We start from the raw sequence: 19,569 nt of genomic DNA, 5'->3' as shown, positions 1-19,569 counted from the left end.
GCAACAGCCTTCTATTTCCATAAAAAAATCCCCATAAATCAGCTTTCGCATTTTAGGGGATAGTCTTTTTATCTTTTATAAATTTCTAGATACAAATTCTTCAATAAATAACTCTTCACTTTTTTGCACTTCTTTGTTATATTGTTCCAGCTTTTTTTCTTTCAATTTCTCTAAAGTAGAGGTCTCTATCTTCACTTCAACTACCTCTGCCCTTTTTTCCTCTTCTCTTCTCTGTAAAACCTCAAGGTGCCTCTTTTCCTTTTGTATTTCCACCTCAAGCTTGTACAAAAACCCCGAATATTCCATGGCCTCAATAATAGAAATTCCCGCCATCTTTTTTTGATTAAACTCTAGATTTATACCCTGAAATTTACCCAAAAGTGAATCGATTTTTACAGTTTGCTCATTCACCATTGCAATGATATTGGCATGTTCTGCTTTCTTGTTTTCCAGCCGCTGGTTTTTAAAATTCATAACAGACTCAAGCTGAAAACTAAACTTTTTCATTTTAATCCTCCATATCAAAAAACAGCCTAGGTTTATTTTAAAATATCTTCCATTTGTTTTACCGTATCCTCTAGGGTAAATTTCTCATTTACTCCCTGTTTCAAAAATGCATTGATTTTATCAATCTTCGAAATAGCAAAATCCAGCTTATGGTTTGTTCCATGCTTATAAGCACCAATAGAAATTAAGTCACTGTTCTTCTCATAAATACTAAGAATATCTCTTAGTTTTGAAGCCAGTTCTAAATGACCCTGATCGGCTATGGCACTCATAAGTCTTGAAATGCTTGCATTCACATCAATAGCTGGGAAATGATTTCCGTTTGCCAATTTTCTTGACAGAACAATATGACCATCAATAATACCTCTTACCGTATCGGCGATGGGGTCATTAGTGTCATCCCCTTCCACCAGTACCGTATAAATTCCTGTGATGGAGCCTTCCTTGAAGTTGCCTGTTCGCTCCAGCAGCTTTGGCATTTCTGCATAGATGGAAGGAGTATATCCTCTGGCAATGGGTGGTTCTCCAATGGCCAAACCTATTTCTCTTTGTGCCATAGCAAAACGAGTAAGGGAGTCCATCATAAGCAATACATCTTTACCTTGATTTTTGAAGTATTCTGCAATTGCAGTGGCAACCATTGGGCACTTCATACGAAGCATAGCAGATTGGTCTGAGGTAGCAACAACCAAAACAGAGCGTTTCAGTCCCTCTTCTCCTAAGTCTCTTTCGATGAATTCTCGAACTTCTCTTCCACGCTCTCCCACTAATGCAATTACGTTTATATCTGTCTTTACATTTTTTGCAAGCATACCCAAAAGGGTACTTTTACCTACGCCACTTCCTGCAAAGATACCCATTCTTTGCCCCTTGCCGATGGTAAGCAGTCCGTCAATGGCCCGTACTCCAAACTCCATCTTTTCCTGAATAGGGGGTCTGGTCAACGGATTCGTTGCGATGCTGTCCACAGGGAAATACTGATTTGTTTTAATTTCACCTAAGTCATCCATGGGTCTTCCCAAGGCATCTATAATCCGCCCCTGCAAAAACTCCCCTACGGGTATTTTTAAACACTCATTTGTATTTTTAACAAAGGTTCCCGCAGAAACTCCTTTCATGCTTTCGTAGGGCATCAGCAAAATACGATCATCCCGAAAGCCAACGGTTTCAGCCATAATCTGTCTTTTCTCGCTTTCGTTATAAATCATACTGATTTCACCAATGCTGGCTTTTCTGCCGGAGGCCTCAATTGCCATACCCACAATATTTTCAATTTTCCCAATATGGCTTATGGTATTAGAGCGTTTTATGACATCCACCAATTCGTTAAACAATATCATTCCCTCCGAGCTTTCCGGCACTCTTCATAATCGCCCTGATATTCTCAATTTGGGTACTTGCACTGGCATCAATAATTTGATCCGGCAGTTCAATAATACAAGTACCTGGGGCAGAGTCTTCCATTACCACAATTTTAATATGCTCTGACAAATGGGATATGGCTTCTAGCAAGTCCGCGTTTGACTCAATAATTAATGCCGAATCATTTTTAGAAATATAAATCTTCGCCCATTCTTTCAGTTTCATTTTATTTGTTGCGGTTATAATCATCTTTTTAATAATCTCCCCGCTGGTTTTTAAACTAATTTGTATTACCTTTTCTGCAATGGAAATTGCCAACTCTTTCAGCTCATCAATATTTTGGGAAATCAGCTGATTTTTTTCCATTTCAAAGGTCTGAATCAGATCTCTTAGTTGAAGAAGAAAAACTGCCGCTTCCTCATCCATTTTTTCCTTATGCTCTTGATATGCCTTTTCATAGCCCTCTTGATAGCCCTCCTGAGAGGCTTGCTCAAAAACATCTTCTTTGATTCTTTCTGCCTCAATCTGAGCTTGTCCTATGATTTCCTCTGCCTGTTGGTTGGCCTCTTTGATGATTTTATTTTCTTTTTCCAGAAGCTGGGCCTCTCTCTTTTGAAGTTCTTTTAAAAGAAGTGCGTTTTCTTCTGATTTGTCGTTGTTCTCGCCTTCCCCATCTTGCATTCCTCCGACGTTCATTGTATGCTCTACGAGCTCTTTTTCAAAATTTGGTAATACAATCTCAGCTCCAGCTTTGTTTGAAGGCTTTACTTCTTGGGTATCATTTCCAAACTGGTCAAATTGAAAGGAGTTTATTGATTTCTCATTATGCAATAATATCATCCTTTCCGCCCTTAGAAATTACAATCTGGCCTGCATCTTCAAGTTTTCTGACCACAGCAACAATTCTCTGCTGTGCATCTTCAACATCCTTCACACGCACATTGGTTGTAATTTCAAGTTCAGATTTAATGGTTTCTGTCATACGAGCAGACATATTCGCAAACATAACATTTGCAACCTCGCCTTGAGCACCCTTAAGTGCATAAACAAGGTCTTTCTGATCAACCTCACGAATAACTCTTTGAATAGAGAGGTTGTCCATACCAACGATATCTTCGAATACGAACATTTTCTTGCGAATTTCCTCAACAAGTTCAACATCTTTCTTGCTCAGCTCATCAAAGATATATTTTTCATCGCCTCTGTCCACATAATTCATAACTTCTGCAATATAATCAATACCACCAATTTTGGTATAGTCTGTGGTCATTACGGATGATAGTTTTTTCTCAATTTCTTGTTCAACAATTTTCATGGCCTCAGGGGCCGCGCTGTCCATTTTTGCAATAGCCTCTACTACGCTGATTTTTCTTTGCTCAGGCAAGCCTGCAATGATATTTGCCGCTCTGCCCGAATCCATATAGGAAAGTACCAAAGCAATGGTTTGTGGTCTTTCATTGTTCAGTATTGAAAAAATGGATAAATCATCATATTTACTTAGGAAAGAGAAAACCTTGCTTTTCAAGGTCTTCTCCACCTTACCCAATAATGCATGGGCTACATCCTCACCAAAGGCTTTCTCTAAAACACTTCTGGCATAATCAATACCACCCTCTGTAACCACCTTGTGAAGCATGCAGTTTTTATAAAATTCATCCAAAATCCCTTCCGTGGTTTCTGCCGGCAAAAAGCCTAATTTCGCCACTTCAATGGTTAATCTTTGCACTTCATCCTCTGTTAAATATTTATAAACCTGCGCCGCTTTTTCTGCTCCAAGGGAGATAACAACCGCAGCAGCCTTTTGTTCCGGAGTTATTGCATTATCCTTCGCCACCTTATTCTCCCCCTTTTAACCAGTTTCTAATAAGTTGAGCCGAAATTTCCGGATTTTCTCCGGCAAGCTCCCGCACCTTATTTTTCAGTTCCAAACCTTTCTCATTGGACAGATTCAGTATTTTGTTTTCAGCATCTTCTTGTTGCTTCTGTTTCATTTGTTTCAAATATGCATCAGGAGAAATGCTAGGCGTTAAAGGTATATCTGCAGCGCCCATCAATTTCTTCTTCTTTCTTCTCTTGCTCATGATTACAAGAATCGTAACCAAAATGATTAAAAATACACCTGATGCTATTGCTCCAATAATAATCCAGTTATTCCGTCCCAAAGTATCAGGGGTTACCGGAGCTTCCTTGCTGCCAAAAAATGGTGCAGCAACAATGGCTATTTTATCATCCTGATTTGCTTTTTCGATACCTGCTGCATTACCAATCAGACCCTTTAACTCTCTTTGAGAGATGTTCCCCAAAGATTCACTGTTAATGGTTATGGAAACAGAAATATCTTTAATGCTTCCCGAGTCAATTTGTACCTGCTCTTTCAGCTGATTTACTAAATAATCAATGTTGTTTTCCTGTTTATAATAGGTTTCGGAGCCATCTGCCTTTGCTTGTGAATAAGTGGGTACTTCCGCATTGGAATCTGTTCCGGGAACCCCTCCTGCGGCTGTTCCATCCTTCACCATTTCAACTCCGGTGGATTCCTTACCTGGAATGCCTTTTTCGGCACCCTCTGTTGGTGTAGCATGATTTATAATTTCCTGTATCTTTTTATCCACATCAACGGTTGTTCTTACGGAAACCTTCACGTTATCCGAACCATAAATCGGTGCCAAAACGTTCAGTATTTTGGCACGAATGGAATCGTCCATATGCTTTTCAAATTCAAGCTTCAGCTTGTTTGCACCGCCGTCAATACTGTCTCCCGTTGGTGACACATCATTGCCGTTGCCGTCTAATACTACCACGTCTGCCAGTTCCATGGAAGGAATACTCTTCGCGACTAATCTTTGAATGCCCTTCACCTGTTCACTGGTGGGAGAACCGCCATCGTTCATAATTACAACAACCGATGCCTGTGCTTTTTTCACACTATTTTCATTCAAAACATACTTCTGATCCTCAGCTAAAGCAATGGTTACTTTGGCATCTTTCACCCCTTGGAACAGACGAATGGTAGCGCCCATTCTGTTTTGCAGCTCAAACAATAAATAGCTGTTTTTTTCAAAATCAGTGGTTGTCATACTGATATTATTTTTAAATATATCATATGTAAAACCACTTTTAGGATAGCCTTCGTATACAAGTTGTGCCTTTAGTTTTTCCTCTTGATCCTTTGGCACATAAATCACGCCATCATTACCATATTTGTAATCAACGCCCAAGCCTTGTAACTTCTCCATAATTTCGCTGGCTTCCTGCTGGTTTAACCCGCTAAAAAGAGTCTCATAAGGCTTATTATTCAGAAATAAAGCAATTCCCACAGAAAAAAGTATTACCAAAACTCCCCCGATCAGTATCCATTTTCTGATTTTGGGGTTTATTTTTCCCAAAAAATACTTGCCCTTTTCAAGCAATTCTTTCACTTTTTCATTCAAAACTGTACCCCTCTTACTATTCTATATTCTTCCCCTCAAGGCAACATCTTCCTTGCCCCTGTACCATAATATCAAAGATTAATTCTCATGAGTTCATTATAAGATTCCAACGCTTTATTTCTCAAGGTTACCAATAAATCCACAGAAATTTGTGCCTTGGTGGATGCAATTCCCAAAGTATGGGTATCCTCAGACTGCCCTGTGGCAAATAAATACTGTTCCCTTGCCAAATCCGTTTCGCTATCAACCACATTGGATACCGCTTCTGAAAATATACTTCTGAAATCAGATTGGGTGCTCTTTGTTTTATTATCAGTATTTAATTGGTCCAAAAATTGCATTGGTTCCAATCTATTAATCGGTGTTATAGACATAAATTAACCTCCACTTTTTACTTGCCAACCTCAAGTCCCTTAGACGCCATTGCTTTTATTGCATTGAAAGCTGTAACATTTGCATCATATACTCTTGATGCTTCCATGCCATCAAGGGTTTCCTTTAAAAGGTCTACATTAGGCATCATAACATACCCACTCTCATCTGCATCAGGATGGGTTGGGTCATAAACGGATTTCAGAGGACTTTCATCTTCTTTAATTTCACTCACAATAACTCCCCCCTGATTGGAAGCTACCCCACGGGAAGTTTTGCTGAAAATTTCTTGAAAGCTGCTTTTGCCCCTTGGTTCAAAAACCACCGTCCTTCTGCGGTAGGGCTCTCCACCTTCTGTTCTTGTTGTACTCACGTTGGAAATATTCTCAGAAATTACATCCAGCCTCGCTCGCTGAGCCGTTAAGCCTGATGCACTAATATTCATAGCATTTAAGAAAGCCACCTAAATTCCTCCTAATTCTTACTTCATCGCGCTGCGAAGTCTATTAAATTCACCGTTGATATCATTAATTGCCATCTGGAATTGGATATAAGAACTGGCAAGCTCCACTTGTTCAACGTCCATATTCACATTATTACCATCTAATCGGCTGGATTCTTCTGCCTTTGTATGCACACGATAGGAAGTCCCTTCAATAGCAGCCTTCTTCTTACTTGCACCTGCCTGATTATAAAAATCCAATTTACTTTTTAATTCGTCTTGAAACGTAACATATTGTGCTTTATAGCCGGGAGTAGAAACATTTGCAATGTTATTTAAAGTAACCTGCTGTTTCTGCCATAAATAATCAGCCATTTTTTGCGACATTAATACTGAATTATTAAACAATGTTGCACACCTCTCTTTGTGTCATTTTCTTACCGATTTAATAAACAAAAATATCTCTACTGTTTTACATAATCCTTTTCGAATGAGCCTGTTTCTTTGACCTTTGGACAATTCTCATTTTTTGAAAATAGTACTTTACAATCTTAAAACCAGTTACATTTCAATCTGTGCCAGAACAAAAATGCACTTTAGAGCACTGAATTTTATACATCAATATTTACAAAAGTAAAAATAATACAAAAGTACAAATTTATACCTTTTGAGAAAAGCATTATTTCTAGGTATTAGATTCGTACTTAAACTATAACATCTTAAATTTTCATATATTTTATTATAGAGAAGTCCTTCGTAAAAATCAACAATTATCACCCAATTTTTATATTAAATGACAAAATTTAATCTTCACACCAGCAAATTATACCAATAAAATGTATTTTATTACAAAGTTACAAAAAGGAATTTTGAGACAAAACTATTTATGCATTTTGTTCATGATTTGTGTTGTTTTTATAAGAAATTTAAAATTCTTCACATTACTTCTGTGACACATAATCTTCACCAACTAATCATTTATACATGAAATCTAAACTTTGCATTATAATCCATTGATTTTTTTTCCTCATAATGAATCTAATAATCTAAAATAAAAAAGAGCAAAAGCCACCAACACTTTTGCCCTTTTCATATTTTATTCCTTTAATACGCTACTCTTTTCCCAAGCACCTCTTACGCTTCCATGCCCTCTTTGATAAATGTAACTGCATTCTTGCCAGCCATACGACCGGAATTAACAGCAAAGCCCAGTGTATTACCAGGAAGAATAAACACATAATCAGGGTTGCAAATAGAATTTGCATCTGTACCACATGCATAAAGACCAGGAATAACCTTAGCCTGTGTATCAAGAACCTGTGTCATATCATTGATTTTAATGCCACCCAGAGAACCATATGCGCTTGGCATAAATTTCAATGCATAGTATTTGCCGCCGGTAAATGGTACAAGATATTTTGCCTGTTTATTAAAATCTGTGTCCATCCCTTTTTCACACATTGCATTGTATTCTTTGATGGTTTGTGCAAGACCCTCTGCATCGATTCCCGATTTTTCTGCAAGCTCTTCTAAGGATTCTGCTTCAAAAAACACATCGCTTCCGTTCTTTTGCGCTTCTTCCATCTCTTTCATGAAATAAGACATATCCATGGAGGATGTAACAACATTCACTAAGTCGAGACCTTCCTCGTTATATCTATCCAGCATTTTCTGGTCAATAATAGAAAATGCCACTCTGTCTTTCTGCCGTGCAATTGCGTTTACTGAGAAAACAGGATTTTCTACAACAGACTCATCATAAAAACGCTTGCCTCCAAGGTTTACAAAAAGATTGGGCTGACGGAAAGGAAGCTCAATCGGTGCATATCCCCCAGTATTTGGTGCAAAAAACACAAGCTCCATATCCATAAAGTCTTTTTGTGCGCCTGCATCCCAAGCCATTTGAATGCCATCGCCTGTCAAACCGGGAATACGATAGGAATATAAGTCCTCTCCCCATGTATAAGGTGTATATTTGTTGATAAATTCAGGACTGTCGCCAAATCCTCCTGTTGCAACAATTACAGCACCACTATAAATTTCCATCTCGCCATCTTTGTCTGATGCAACAACACCTATAATTTCGCCGTTGTCCTTAATCAGCTCTTTCACTGGTGTCTCTAATTTAATTTCAACACCTAACTCTTGTGCACGTTCTGTCATAAATTTAATCATTGTCGCTGCTGCACGCAAACCAATCTTTCCTGTCTGAGGCTTAATAATATGCCATGTTGCTTCAGATCCGGGGAAATATTTGGATGGCACCGCAATTTCTACACCCATATCCATCAACCAATCAATTGTAGATGCTGAAAGATCGATATATTTCTTTACAAGCTTTGCATCAGCTCTCCAGTGTGTATAGTCCATAAATTTTGCGAATGCCTTTTCTCTTGTGATGTCAACAAGCAATTCTTTTTGTGGCTTAGTTTCTACACCCAAAAGACCCATTGCCATGTTTGCGCAACCACCTGTTGTGTTTGCTTTCTCTAAAACAATAACCTTCGCTCCGCCCTCTGCCGCAGAAATTGCTGCTGCCAAGCCTGATGCGCCACCACCGATTACTACTACGTCTGTTTCTAACTCTCTCATTTTAAAATCCTCCTTAATATTTGTTGTATATTATTTTAAGAACTTCTTCTTCGACGTTGTTTACCACCAAGCAAACCACCCTCATTGATTTCCACTGTTGGTGTATTTACAATCAGTTTTTCGCAGACTCCCGCATCACAGCGTTTTCTCTTATAGTGCTTTGCAAAAATCTCAGCATTAGACTCTATTAATTCATAAAAGCGTTTTCCAACTTCCTTGCCATAACTACAGCATGAACCAAGGATCATATCCTCAACAATATCATTCACAATAAGGAAGTCGTCATCGTTTCCTTTACCGTTTGTCATACTCTGTGCCTGTATCATAATCTGATATGTTCCTTCTCGACAGATTACACACTCACCACAACTGCCTTTCATTGCTTCTTCGCTAAAAACAGAAAGTCGGTTCACCGGACAGCTGTTTGATTGACTTTGCTCAAATACATCTGATACCCATTGACAAATCTCTGTTTCACTTTTCTCTTTCCATCGAATTCTCTCTTGCATATCCACACCTCCTTTATTTCACTGCATAGCTTGCCCAAAGTCTTGGTTTTTCTATTTGCAATCTTAAATCACATTGTAGGCAACGGCTGGATTCCTGACAGGCATTTTGACTTTCACTGCAATCGTAAATGCGCTCCATATCAGCGAAGCCTTTGCTTACACCAATGAAGGGACTGGGATTGGAAGCTTCCGCAAGTTTTTCCTCTATGTTCCCATCTCCGCCTAAATCAATGTCTATCAAATGGGCGGCTTTTCTTGCCTCAGCAATTGCCTTTATCACCGAATGTGTTCCATAAGTGGCATCACCCACAGCATAAACATGCTCGGCATTTACCCTTACACCGTCAACGGTCATAATGGTGTTTCCACGACCCAAAGGCATATCAAATCCCTCTTGAATTTCCGGACGCTGTCCTGCTGCAAAAATCACAGTATCTGCCGCAACGATATGTTCCGAATCAGGTTGTATTTGTAATTGCAATCTTTTATTTTCATCAAAGGAAAAAGAATCAACAATCTGGCATTTTACCCCAGTTGCTTTATTCTCTTCTGTTGTAACAGCAAGGAATGTTCTAGAATTGAAGATTTGAACACCTCTCTGTTCCCCTTCCTCAATTTCATCTTTGCTGGCTGTCATTTTCTCTCGACTTTCCAAGCAAGCCAGACTTACTTCTTTTGCACCAAGATTCAGTGCAGTTAACGCACAATCAAACGCTACATTTCCGCCACCCAAGACAACGACCTTATCGCCAATTGGCAGGGGTGTGCCTAAAGCTGCTTTTTGTAGGAAGTCAATATTTGTATACACATTTTCCGCTTCAGCACCATCAATGGGCAAACGCACACCCATACCTGTACCGATTGCAAACAGAACAGCATCAAAACCTTGTGCCTTTAGTTCGTTAACGGAGTTTACTGTCACATTGGTTTTGATTTTTACACCAATACGTTCAATCTCCCCTACTTCCCTTGCCACAACCTCTCTTGGCAAACGATATTCAGGAATACCGTAAGCCAACATCCCTCCCGGGGTGGGTAGCTTTTCAAAAACGGTTACATCATGACCAGCTTTTCTCAAATAAAAAGCAGAAGTCAGTCCCGCTGGACCTGCGCCTACGATTGCAATACGTTTACCAGTATCTTGCTTTTGCAGAGATTTCTCTCTCCATAGGCCTTCGTCTTGGCTTGAAGCAAAACGTTTTAACTCACGAATAGATAACGCTTCGTTAACGCCACCCCTACGACATCCCTTTTCACAAAACGCCATGCAAATATGTCCTAAGGAATGTGGGAACGGTGCTTTTTCACGAATAACCGCTACTGCATCTTGATATTTTTCTTCTTTGATATAACGAACATATCTGGGAACATCAATATTCGCTGGACATTCTGCTTGACAAGGAACCATGCTCAAATCACGTTTCAAGTCTTTTCGGAATACACCTTCCTTGTCCTGCAATGCACCAGTTGGACAAACTTCTACGCAGGCACCGCAAAAACGACAATCCGCATCTTTTAACAAATCGTGCTTCTTAACATCAACCTGTACACGACCGGACTCTGTCTTCTCATAATCCAATGCACCAACACCACGAACGTCTTTGCACACACGTACACAACGCCCACAGGACACACAACGGTTTAAATCCCTTACAAACAACGGATTTTCTGTGTTCACAGGTACACTATGCAACGTAGGTTTCAATCTACCCACTGTAACACCTAGGTATTGATATAGTGATTGTAATTCACAGTTGCTATATTTGGGACAAGTTGTACAGTCCTCTATGTGATTTGAAAGCATTAGCTCCATGTTTAAGCGACGCATTTTATTTAACTTTTCTGTCTTGGATCGAATCACCATGCCGTTCTCAGCCTTTGTTGTACAAGAGGTATGCACACCGTCCTTACCATCAATTTCAACGATGCATAAACGACAAGCGCCAATATCCGGCAAAAGTGGATGGTGACAAAGGTGAGGTATATAAATGTCCGCTTCTTCCGCAGCCTGCATAAGTGTTTTCCCTTCGTCAACTGCCAAAGCAATTCCATCAATTGTTATATGAACTTTGTTCATTGTCTTTCCTCCTTTTTGTAATTGTGTTATTATAATAACGATAAGGCTTGCCCTTAGGGCAAGGTCAATAGGGAGGTTCTGGTTTTTTGAAAAAACATTATACAATTGGCGAAATGGCAAAAATCATGAATATTTCTGTTAAAGCATTGCGTAATTATGAGCGAATAGATTTGCTTAATCCATCCTATCAAGATCCAATCACAAATTATCGGTACTATACCTATAACCAATGCTTCACAATCGACATCATTCGTTATATGAATAAAATCTTGAATATTCCACTGGAGGATATTAAACAACTCTTACAGGCTTCGGGTGACTCTACTGAATTACGTAAAATTCTTGCATCACAACGTCTATATTTGCGTCAGCAAATCGCAAAGTATGAATATTCCATTCAACTAATTGACAATATGGTTGCAGACATGGTTTATCGTGACACCATGATTAGTTACGAAAAACAATATGAGCTATATATGATGCCACGTAATTTTTATTATCTTGAAATTAATGCGCCATTGGAAGAGATTGATAAGTATGTCAACCGCAGTCTCTCTCAGCTTATTCATACCAAAAATATTGACAACGATACCATTTGCTTAATGTTTTCTAAGTCAGATTTTGAAAAAACAGGAAAACTAATGCTAATGGGATTTGGTTTGTTTTCTGAGCAACGACTTAACGGACTTCAGATGAAGAAGTTTGAAGAAGGGAGATACCTAGTGCAACGATTTAAGTATTCTGAAGAAAATTGTGTCTGTGCATTAGAGGATCTTCTTGATTCGGCAAAACAACAAAATTTTTGCTTGGATGATTATGGATTGCTGGTGTCAAAAGCAGTTGACTTGACAGCGAAAAACAAATATGACTATGATATGGAGCTACAAATCTTTAGATTCATGAAGTGAATGTCTTAAAAACCTTAACAAATAATCAATTAAATTGGGGAAGAAATAAATCTTATATTACAAATGATTGGGCTGGAGGCTTATAAAAAAGCCGACAGCCCCATTTAGATATACTCAATATAGATTACTCCTTCATTAAATGCTATAAATGAGTATCTAAGCTCCACTACAAAAAACAAGGTGCTATTTCGCTTTTAAGAAATAGCACCTTGCATTTATTTTAGTTTCTATATCTGAAACCTTCTATTAAGATTTACACTTATCTCGGTTGGCGTGGGTAATTAATCGCCGCCTGTGCCGCCGCCAATCTTGCGATAGGCACACGGAAAGGAGAGCAGGATACATAATCCAAACCAATCAAATGGCAGAATTCAACGGAGGAAGGGTCACCACCGTGCTCACCACAGATTCCCAAATGGATGTCAGGGCGAACAGGCAATGCCTTTTCAACTGCCCATTTCATCAACATACCAACACCGGTTCTATCCAATCTTGCAGTAGGGTCACATTCATAAATATTTTTATCAATGTAATCCGCCAAGATTTTACCTGCATCGTCACGAGATAAACCATAGGTCATCTGTGTCAAGTCATTGGTACCAAAGGAGAAGAACTCAGCCTCTGTAGCAATTTCATCCGCTGTCAAAGCCGCTCTGGGGATTTCAATCATGGTACCAACCAGATAATCCAGCTCCTTGCCCTTTGCATCCATAACTGCTTTTGCAGTTTCAACAACAATATTCTTTACATATTTCAATTCCTTAATTTCGCCAATCAAAGGAATCATAATTTCAGGCTTAATTTTGATGCCCAATTCTACAGAAACCTCAATTGCAGCCTCAATGATTGCTCTTGTCTGCATCTCAGCGATTTCAGGGTAGCTTACTGCCAAACGGCAGCCTCTATGACCCATCATAGGGTTCAATTCGTGCAGACCTTTTGCCTTTACCTTCAACTCTTCCACAGTTTTACCTGTTTCTTTCGAAAGAATTGCAAATTCCTCTTCTGTGTTTGGCATGAACTCATGGAGAGGAGGATCCAGCAGACGGATTGTAACAGGTCTTTCCTGCATCGCCTTATAAATGCCCTTAAAATCCTCTTTCTGGAAAGGTTCAATTCCCTTTAATGCCGCTACTCTTTCTTCAACGGTGTCAGAAAGGATCATCTTTCTAAATTTCATGATTCTGTCGCCTTCAAAGAACATGTGCTCTGTTCTTGTTAAGCCAATGCCTTCTGCACCAAAATCAATGGCTGTTTGAGCATCATGGGGTGTATCTGCATTGGTTCTAACCTTAAGAGTTCTCTTCTCATCTGCCCAAGCCATGAAGGTTGAGAAATCACCGCTGATTTCAGGGTCAACTGTAGGAATATCCTCACCATAAATATTACCGGTGGAACCATCCAATGAAATATAGTCACCTTCCTTGAATGTTCTACCACCCAAAGAGAAGGTCTTTGCTTCTTCATTCATTTTAATTTCTTCACAGCCGGATACACAACATGTACCCATACCACGGGCTACTACTGCCGCATGGGAAGTCATACCACCACGTACTGTTAAGATACCCTGAGCTGCTGCCATACCTTCAATATCCTCAGGAGAGGTTTCCAAACGAACCAGAATTACTCTGTCGCCGCCTTCTGCCTGGTTCTTTGCATCTTCTGCGGTAAAGCAAACCTTACCTGCTGCTGCACCGGGGGAAGCAGGCAGACCTTTACCAAGGGGCTTTGCCGCTTTTAATGCCTTTTGATCAAAAGCCGGATGCAAAATCTGATCCAACTGCTTAGGATCAACCTTCATCAATGCTTCTTCTTTTGTAATAAGGCCTTCCTGTACCATATCAACAGCAATACGGAGTGCCGCATTGGCAGTTCTCTTGCCGTTTCTTGTTTGCAAGAAGTATAGCTTGCCCTCTTCCACGGTAAACTCCATATCCTGCATATCTTTATAGTGATTTTCTAATTTATTTGCAATTTCCATAAACTCCTTGTAAACTTCCGGCATATCCTCTGCCAGCTTTGCAATGGGGTTTGGTGTACGAACACCAGCAACAACGTCCTCGCCCTGAGCGTTTACCAAATATTCGCCAAGCATAGCTTTTTCCCCTGTTGCGGCATTTCTTGTAAAAGCAACACCTGTACCGGAGGTATCACCCATATTGCCGAATACCATCATCTGTACGTTTACCGCTGTGCCCCAGCTATAAGGAATATCGTTCATTCTTCTATATACAAAGGCACGGGGGTTATCCCAACTGCGGAATACTGCCATTGCTGCCTCAAGCAACTGCTCTTTTGGATTTTGAGGGAACTCCTTACCCTGATCATCCAAATAAATCTGCTTGAACATTGCAGTCACCTTTTTCAGATCTTCTGCTGTCAATTCTGTATCGTAACGCACGCCTGCTTCTTCTTTATATTCATCCAGCTTTCTTTCGAACTTAGATTTGGAAACGCCAATTACAACGTCTGCAAACATCATGATAAATCTTCTGTAAGAATCATAAGCAAATCTGGGATTGCCTGTTTTCTTAGCCAAGCTTTCAACGGAAACATCGTTTAAACCAAGGTTCAAAACCGTATCCATCATACCCGGCATAGATGCTCTCGCACCGGAACGTACGGAAACCAGAAGGGGGTTCTCAGGATCACCCAGCTTTTTGCCGGCAATCTCTTCAAGCTTGCTCAGTGCCACATCAATCTGGGCAATCATTTCTTCAGTCAGTTTCTTACCACCTTCGTTATAATCTGTGCAGGCTTCTGTTGAAATGGTAAAGCCTTGGGGAATCGGCAGACCTAACATTGTCATTTCTGCGAGGTTTGCACCTTTTCCACCTAAAAGGTTTTTCATGGATGCGTTGCCTTCGCTGAACATGTAAACATACTTCTTGCTCATACACATTACCTCCTGTTTTCCATCTGGATGTCAGACGTGGAATTTTATATCTGGAATTTTTTGAAAAACTGATCTTAACAGAATTATACCATTTCCCCTGAAAAATCACAACGCTATTCCGAGGAGGCAGCTACGCATTCTACGCTATTGCACCTAAATAAAACCAACCCCTTGTGATTATGCAATAATTTTTGAAGTTTTATTGCAATTTTTACTTCATGTTGCCAAAAAAAATATGCTGACCAAGGAAGCTGGTCAGCATATTGCATTATGGGACGTATTATGTCCCAATAAAATTTTTGCTCTTAGAACTTATCTCATAAGCACTTTAATGTACAAGTGATAAGTATACAGCACTTTTACTCATTGTGCAACAAAAAAGTTCAGTCATTTTTGTAGGATATCATTATCTATGATAAAAAATTATGGTTAAAAAAGTGAGTCAAATGGAAAAGAAAGTTGTACCTTTTATTGAATTAGCTGTGTTTTTATAAATAGTTATAAAATGGAAAGACAATCCCAATGGAGCAAAATTAGAAACCCCTCTCGTCTTTTCCACATAACTACTGGTTTCATAGTGCTTCTATCTCCATGAAAGCATACGGAATACAATAAAAGTTTTATTTCTCTTTTTTAATAGCAAATATCTATAATAACCACTTATCGCAATTGATTGCCATCTCCCGCAATGCTTCTACGAATTTTCCAACATGATAGCCATCACAAACCGCATGATGGCATTGGATAGCAAGAGGCATCATGATTTTGTCGTCTTTTTTTCTATATTTTCCGATGGTGAAAATTGGCAAAAGATAATTTCCATCTGAAAAAACATTAATATTAAACGCTGTAAAATCTAGCCAAGGAACACTGGAGATATTAAAAGTATTGGGCGGTATATGCTCCTGGGGAAACAGACTTCCATCACCATACCGTGCCGTATCTTGCAAAAATGCGCTGTAGAATGTACTATAACAGCTATCATACTTAGTCCATACGGCTGAAAACGTTTCCGTAATAGAATCAAAAACAGTATACATGGGGTCCATGACCTCCCAATATCCCAAGCGATGGTCGTCACTCATTGTCATTCGAAACTCTGGTAACTGATTCACCACCGATGAAAGCATATAGACTTGCGCAGCGTAGGATTTCATTCCACGCTCTTTTAGCCCAGTCAGCAAATTGGAAATATCAATGTCTACCGTTATGCTATAGGAGCATGGAATGTTATTTTTATAATGTTCATAGTGAGCTTTTCTTGACCATTGCTCCATTTGTATTTCAATAAAGTTCATTGTATTAGCCTCCTAAAAAATAATAGTAATAAATTTTAAGAGGCGTCATTGCTGGTATTTACCATGTTCACGCACCTTCTTTACCATTGTAATCATCAGAAATATATAAACGAATGAATGACCTCATTCAATTTAGATTATTGTTCCATATCTTTCTAAGAGGATACTCCGGAAAGGCTTTGCATCTTAAAACTCCATTTTTTCTTTCAAATAAGCACTCAACTGTGAAATGGGCATTCTAACCTGCTCCATAGTATCTCTGTCACGCACGGTAACACTCTGATCTTCTTCGGATTCAAAATCATAAGTGATGCAGAAGGGTGTACCAATTTCATCCTGTCTGCGGTAACGTTTACCGATAGAGCCAGATTCATCAAATTCACAGTTAAACTCTTTAGAAAGCATAGCAAATACTTCTGTAGCCTTTTCACTCAACTTTTTGGAAAGAGGGAAAACCGCCGCCTTAACCGGCGCAAGGGCAGGATGGAAACGCAATACTGTTCTTACGTCGCCTTCGCTAACCTCTTCTTCGTCATACGCCTCACATAAAAACGCCAAAGTAACACGGTCAGCACCTAAAGAAGGCTCAATGCAGAAAGGAATATATTTCTCGTTCTTATCCTGATCATAATAGGTCATATCCTGACCACTAACCTCTTGATGGCATCTTAAATCAAAATTGGTTCTATCGGCAATACCCCAAAGCTCACCCCAGCCAAAGGGAAATTTAAACTCAATGTCTGTGGTTGCGTTGCTATAATGGCTTAGTTCCTCTTGCTCATGGTCACGCAGTCTGATGCTTTCTGCATCCATATTAAGCTTTAATAACCAATCCCTGCAAAAGCTTCTCCAATATTCAAACCACTGTAAGTCTGATCCGGGTTCGCAGAAAAACTCTAATTCCATCTGTTCAAATTCTCTGGTACGGAAAGTAAAGTTACCTGGTGTAATTTCGTTACGGAAAGACTTACCAATCTGTCCAATACCAAAAGGCAGCTTCTTTCTGCTGGTACGCTGAACATTTTTAAAGTTTACGAAAATACCCTGGGCTGTTTCAGGACGAAGATAAACTACGTTTTTCGCATCCTCAGTCACACCCTGAAAGGTTTTAAACATCAAGTTAAACTGACGAATATCTGTAAAGTTATGACTGCCACAGGAAGGGCAGGCAACCTGATGCTCATCGATAAATTGCTTCATTTCATCATTGCTCCAGCCATCAACTGCCGCCTCGGGCATATTGTGCTGTGCAATATAATCCTCAATTAATTTATCTGCACGGAAACGCTCTTTGCATTCCTTACAATCCATCAACGGGTCACTAAAACCACCAACGTGACCGGATGCCACCCAAGTCTGAGGGTTCATCAAGATTGCGCAATCCACACCAACATTATAAGGGCTTTCTTGAATAAATTTCTTCCACCAAGCTTTTTTTACGTTGTTTTTCAACTCAACACCAATAGGGCCGTAGTCCCATGTGTTCGCTAAACCGCCGTAAATTTCAGATCCGGGGTAAACGAAACCTCTATTTTTTGCCAATGCAACTACTTTTTCCATACTTTTCTCTGTCATAAAGCATTCCTCCTTCAAAAAAGTTAATAAGTTTTTTACCGAGGAAAGGCAATAAAAAAACTCCCCTCCCTCGCTGTAAAAGCAAGGGACGAAAGTATATCTTCCGCGGTTCCACCCTTATTGATCTACGCAAAGCGTAAATCCACTCTTGTGAAGTCCTGCTCCAAAGTGCCCTTCACCGTACTCTGCTGTCTTCTTTTCACCCACCGAAGACTCTCTGAAAACATACTACGGATACTCCTCTTTTTCATTGCAGTTATTCAATTTAGCCATTATGCTAACACTTTCACGTATTTCTGTCAATACCTATTTTCATAAACTATAATTCTTTGCTAAATTCCCGGCTTTTTAGCCGTACCCCCATATGTACCTCCAAATAGCGCCGTAAAATAACGTCCAATTGGTTCGTTGCCTCCTCAGAAAGGGTAAACGCAAAAATTTGCTTCCCTTCCCTTTCTGTAATGAAAGCGATGGCCTTTTGCACAGCCCCTAGAAGAGGGATCTCTCCACCGAAGCAATGATCTTTACAAAGGAACTCCCCTGCTGTCGCATTAAAGAAAAGAGGAGCATCGTCCTTACTGCAGACCATACAACCTTCATTGGACAATACCCCGGATAGCTGGGCATATTTCACCTCAAAAATACGGGAAATAAGTCTTGGCGGCACTTGACTTTTCTCCAGCATAGTCAAGGAATAAAGTAAGAGTTTTAAGGTTTCGTCCTGCTCCATTCCCACAGGGCAAGTTCGCTCCACCAGCTCCGTCAAATAAACGGCTTCCGCAAGACGATCCATATCCATTCGTATACCATAAAAGCTTTCAATCAAGTCCGCTTGAGTTAAAGAATAAAAGCCTTTTCCCTCATAAGCCATAAAATCGCAATAGGCAAACAGCTGTGTACCAGAAAGAAGCTTACTTTTGGTGTTTTTTGCACCACGAGCATTGAGCATAACCCGACCGATGCCCTTGGCCAAAACCAAAATCCGTTTACCGCTCTCACCCACTTGATTCTCCTGAATTACAACACCTCTAAAATGAACAACGCCCACTTTTTTCCCTCTTTTTCTAATAAGACCTCAGGATGCTGTCCCAGACCCTGCAAGCTTTTAAAACCTCTGGAGGTTGCCGGTGCAAGCTGTTTAAGCACCTTTCCTTCGCAAAAGTGGCTTCGCCCCCTGCCCTAACTTGGGACTGTGCAGTTCTGAAAAGGCTTGATCTAAACTTCTATAACACAAAATTACATTTCTTGCTATAATGTTAATTCCCCCCAAGCAGGGGGGATGACGAAAGTTTTGCTCTCGCTTTTTTCAAAAAGCAAGTGGGTGTGGGTGATACCCACGGTCTTAAGGTCTTATATACTTAATAAAAATTTTTATTTTTTGAACTATCGGCAATCCTCCGTCGGGGATTTGGTCTATCTCCCAAATCGGATTTGTAACGCAAATAATCTTCAACCTGACCTGTTTGTAAAAACTTTTGCCAGTATGCCTTTTTATTCTGCTCGTCCATAAAACCGTCCCCTTTCTTTCATTATGTTATGGAGCAATAACGAAAGCATACAGGTAAATTAATACCAATGTCGCCTAAAACAGAAAGGGTTC

General features: G+C 39.7%; 17 protein-coding genes and 1 other annotated feature. Of the genes, 1 reads left to right on the top strand and 16 read right to left on the bottom strand.

From position 1 onward, the window contains the following. Positions 1-75: 75 nt before the first annotated feature. The 11 genes from fliJ to NE558_RS04695 form a co-directional block, all read right to left on the bottom strand. Complete coding sequence (fliJ, locus tag NE558_RS04745) at positions 76-507, bottom strand: flagellar export protein FliJ (protein WP_256148763.1); 432 nt, start codon at positions 505-507, stop codon at positions 76-78. 32 nt (positions 508-539) lie between these two features. Next, entirely contained in the window at positions 540-1,841 is a 1,302-nt protein-coding gene (gene fliI / locus NE558_RS04740; RefSeq protein ID WP_305144980.1) for a flagellar protein export ATPase FliI, read from the bottom strand. Then, entirely contained in the window at positions 1,834-2,709 is an 876-nt protein-coding gene (locus tag NE558_RS04735; protein WP_256148762.1) for a FliH/SctL family protein, read from the bottom strand. Before NE558_RS04735 ends, fliI begins: the two co-directional genes overlap by 8 nt. Then, a complete protein-coding gene (gene fliG / locus NE558_RS04730; RefSeq protein ID WP_256148761.1) occupies positions 2,693-3,703 on the bottom strand; it encodes a flagellar motor switch protein FliG in 1,011 nt (336 codons plus the stop codon). The genes NE558_RS04735 and fliG overlap by 17 nt, the downstream gene beginning before the upstream one ends. Position 3,704: 1 nt before the next feature. Continuing rightward, positions 3,705-5,300, bottom strand: a complete 1,596-nt coding sequence (fliF, locus tag NE558_RS04725; RefSeq protein ID WP_256148760.1) for a flagellar basal-body MS-ring/collar protein FliF — start codon at positions 5,298-5,300, stop codon at positions 3,705-3,707. A gap of 71 nt (positions 5,301-5,371) precedes the next feature. Further along, positions 5,372-5,674, bottom strand: coding sequence for a flagellar hook-basal body complex protein FliE (locus tag NE558_RS04720; protein ID WP_256148759.1), 303 nt, complete (start codon positions 5,672-5,674; stop codon positions 5,372-5,374). Between the two features lie 17 nt (positions 5,675-5,691). Then, a complete protein-coding gene (flgC, locus tag NE558_RS04715; protein ID WP_256148757.1) occupies positions 5,692-6,135 on the bottom strand; it encodes a flagellar basal body rod protein FlgC in 444 nt (147 codons plus the stop codon). An 18-nt stretch (positions 6,136-6,153) separates the two neighbouring features. Next, positions 6,154-6,522, bottom strand: coding sequence for a flagellar basal body rod protein FlgB (gene flgB, locus NE558_RS04710; protein WP_256148756.1), 369 nt, complete (start codon positions 6,520-6,522; stop codon positions 6,154-6,156). Between the two features lie 726 nt (positions 6,523-7,248). Continuing rightward, on the bottom strand, positions 7,249-8,706 hold the full coding sequence (locus NE558_RS04705) for an FAD-dependent oxidoreductase (protein WP_256148755.1): 1,458 nt from the start codon (positions 8,704-8,706) through the stop codon (positions 7,249-7,251). A gap of 35 nt (positions 8,707-8,741) precedes the next feature. Beyond that, positions 8,742-9,215, bottom strand: a complete 474-nt coding sequence (locus NE558_RS04700; protein WP_256148754.1) for an NADH-ubiquinone oxidoreductase-F iron-sulfur binding region domain-containing protein — start codon at positions 9,213-9,215, stop codon at positions 8,742-8,744. 13 nt (positions 9,216-9,228) lie between these two features. Continuing rightward, the gene (locus NE558_RS04695) at positions 9,229-11,292 is read right to left on the bottom strand and encodes an FAD-dependent oxidoreductase (protein ID WP_256148753.1); all 2,064 of its coding nucleotides are present in this window, start codon (positions 11,290-11,292) and stop codon (positions 9,229-9,231) included. Between the two features lie 86 nt (positions 11,293-11,378). Here NE558_RS04695 and NE558_RS04690 point away from each other — a divergent pair, with 86 nt between their 5' ends. Continuing rightward, entirely contained in the window at positions 11,379-12,200 is an 822-nt protein-coding gene (locus NE558_RS04690) for a MerR family transcriptional regulator (RefSeq protein WP_256148752.1), read from the top strand. A gap of 259 nt (positions 12,201-12,459) precedes the next feature. Here the strand turns inward: NE558_RS04690 and ppdK are convergent, their stop codons facing one another. The 5 genes from ppdK to NE558_RS04665 form a co-directional block, all read right to left on the bottom strand. Then, positions 12,460-15,096, bottom strand: coding sequence for a pyruvate, phosphate dikinase (gene ppdK, locus NE558_RS04685; RefSeq protein WP_256148751.1), 2,637 nt, complete (start codon positions 15,094-15,096; stop codon positions 12,460-12,462). Between the two features lie 647 nt (positions 15,097-15,743). Beyond that, complete coding sequence (gene catA, locus NE558_RS04680; RefSeq protein ID WP_256148750.1) at positions 15,744-16,394, bottom strand: type A chloramphenicol O-acetyltransferase; 651 nt, start codon at positions 16,392-16,394, stop codon at positions 15,744-15,746. A gap of 186 nt (positions 16,395-16,580) precedes the next feature. After that, a complete protein-coding gene (locus NE558_RS04675; protein ID WP_256148749.1) occupies positions 16,581-17,969 on the bottom strand; it encodes a glycine--tRNA ligase in 1,389 nt (462 codons plus the stop codon). Positions 17,970-18,050: 81 nt separating this feature from the next. Next, positions 18,051-18,229, bottom strand: a binding site (T-box leader). 59 nt (positions 18,230-18,288) lie between these two features. Then, a complete protein-coding gene (gene recO / locus NE558_RS04670; protein ID WP_256148748.1) occupies positions 18,289-19,017 on the bottom strand; it encodes a DNA repair protein RecO in 729 nt (242 codons plus the stop codon). A 310-nt stretch (positions 19,018-19,327) separates the two neighbouring features. Next, a complete protein-coding gene (locus tag NE558_RS04665; protein ID WP_256148747.1) occupies positions 19,328-19,477 on the bottom strand; it encodes a hypothetical protein in 150 nt (49 codons plus the stop codon). Positions 19,478-19,569 lie beyond the last annotated feature (92 nt).

The organism is Anaerotignum propionicum (assembly GCF_024461735.1).
In the GTDB taxonomy this organism is placed as follows: Bacteria; Bacillota; Clostridia; order Lachnospirales; family Anaerotignaceae; genus Chakrabartyella.
The sequence above is the reverse complement of the archived record's forward strand: the minus strand, read 5'-3'. Positions and strand labels throughout refer to the sequence as shown.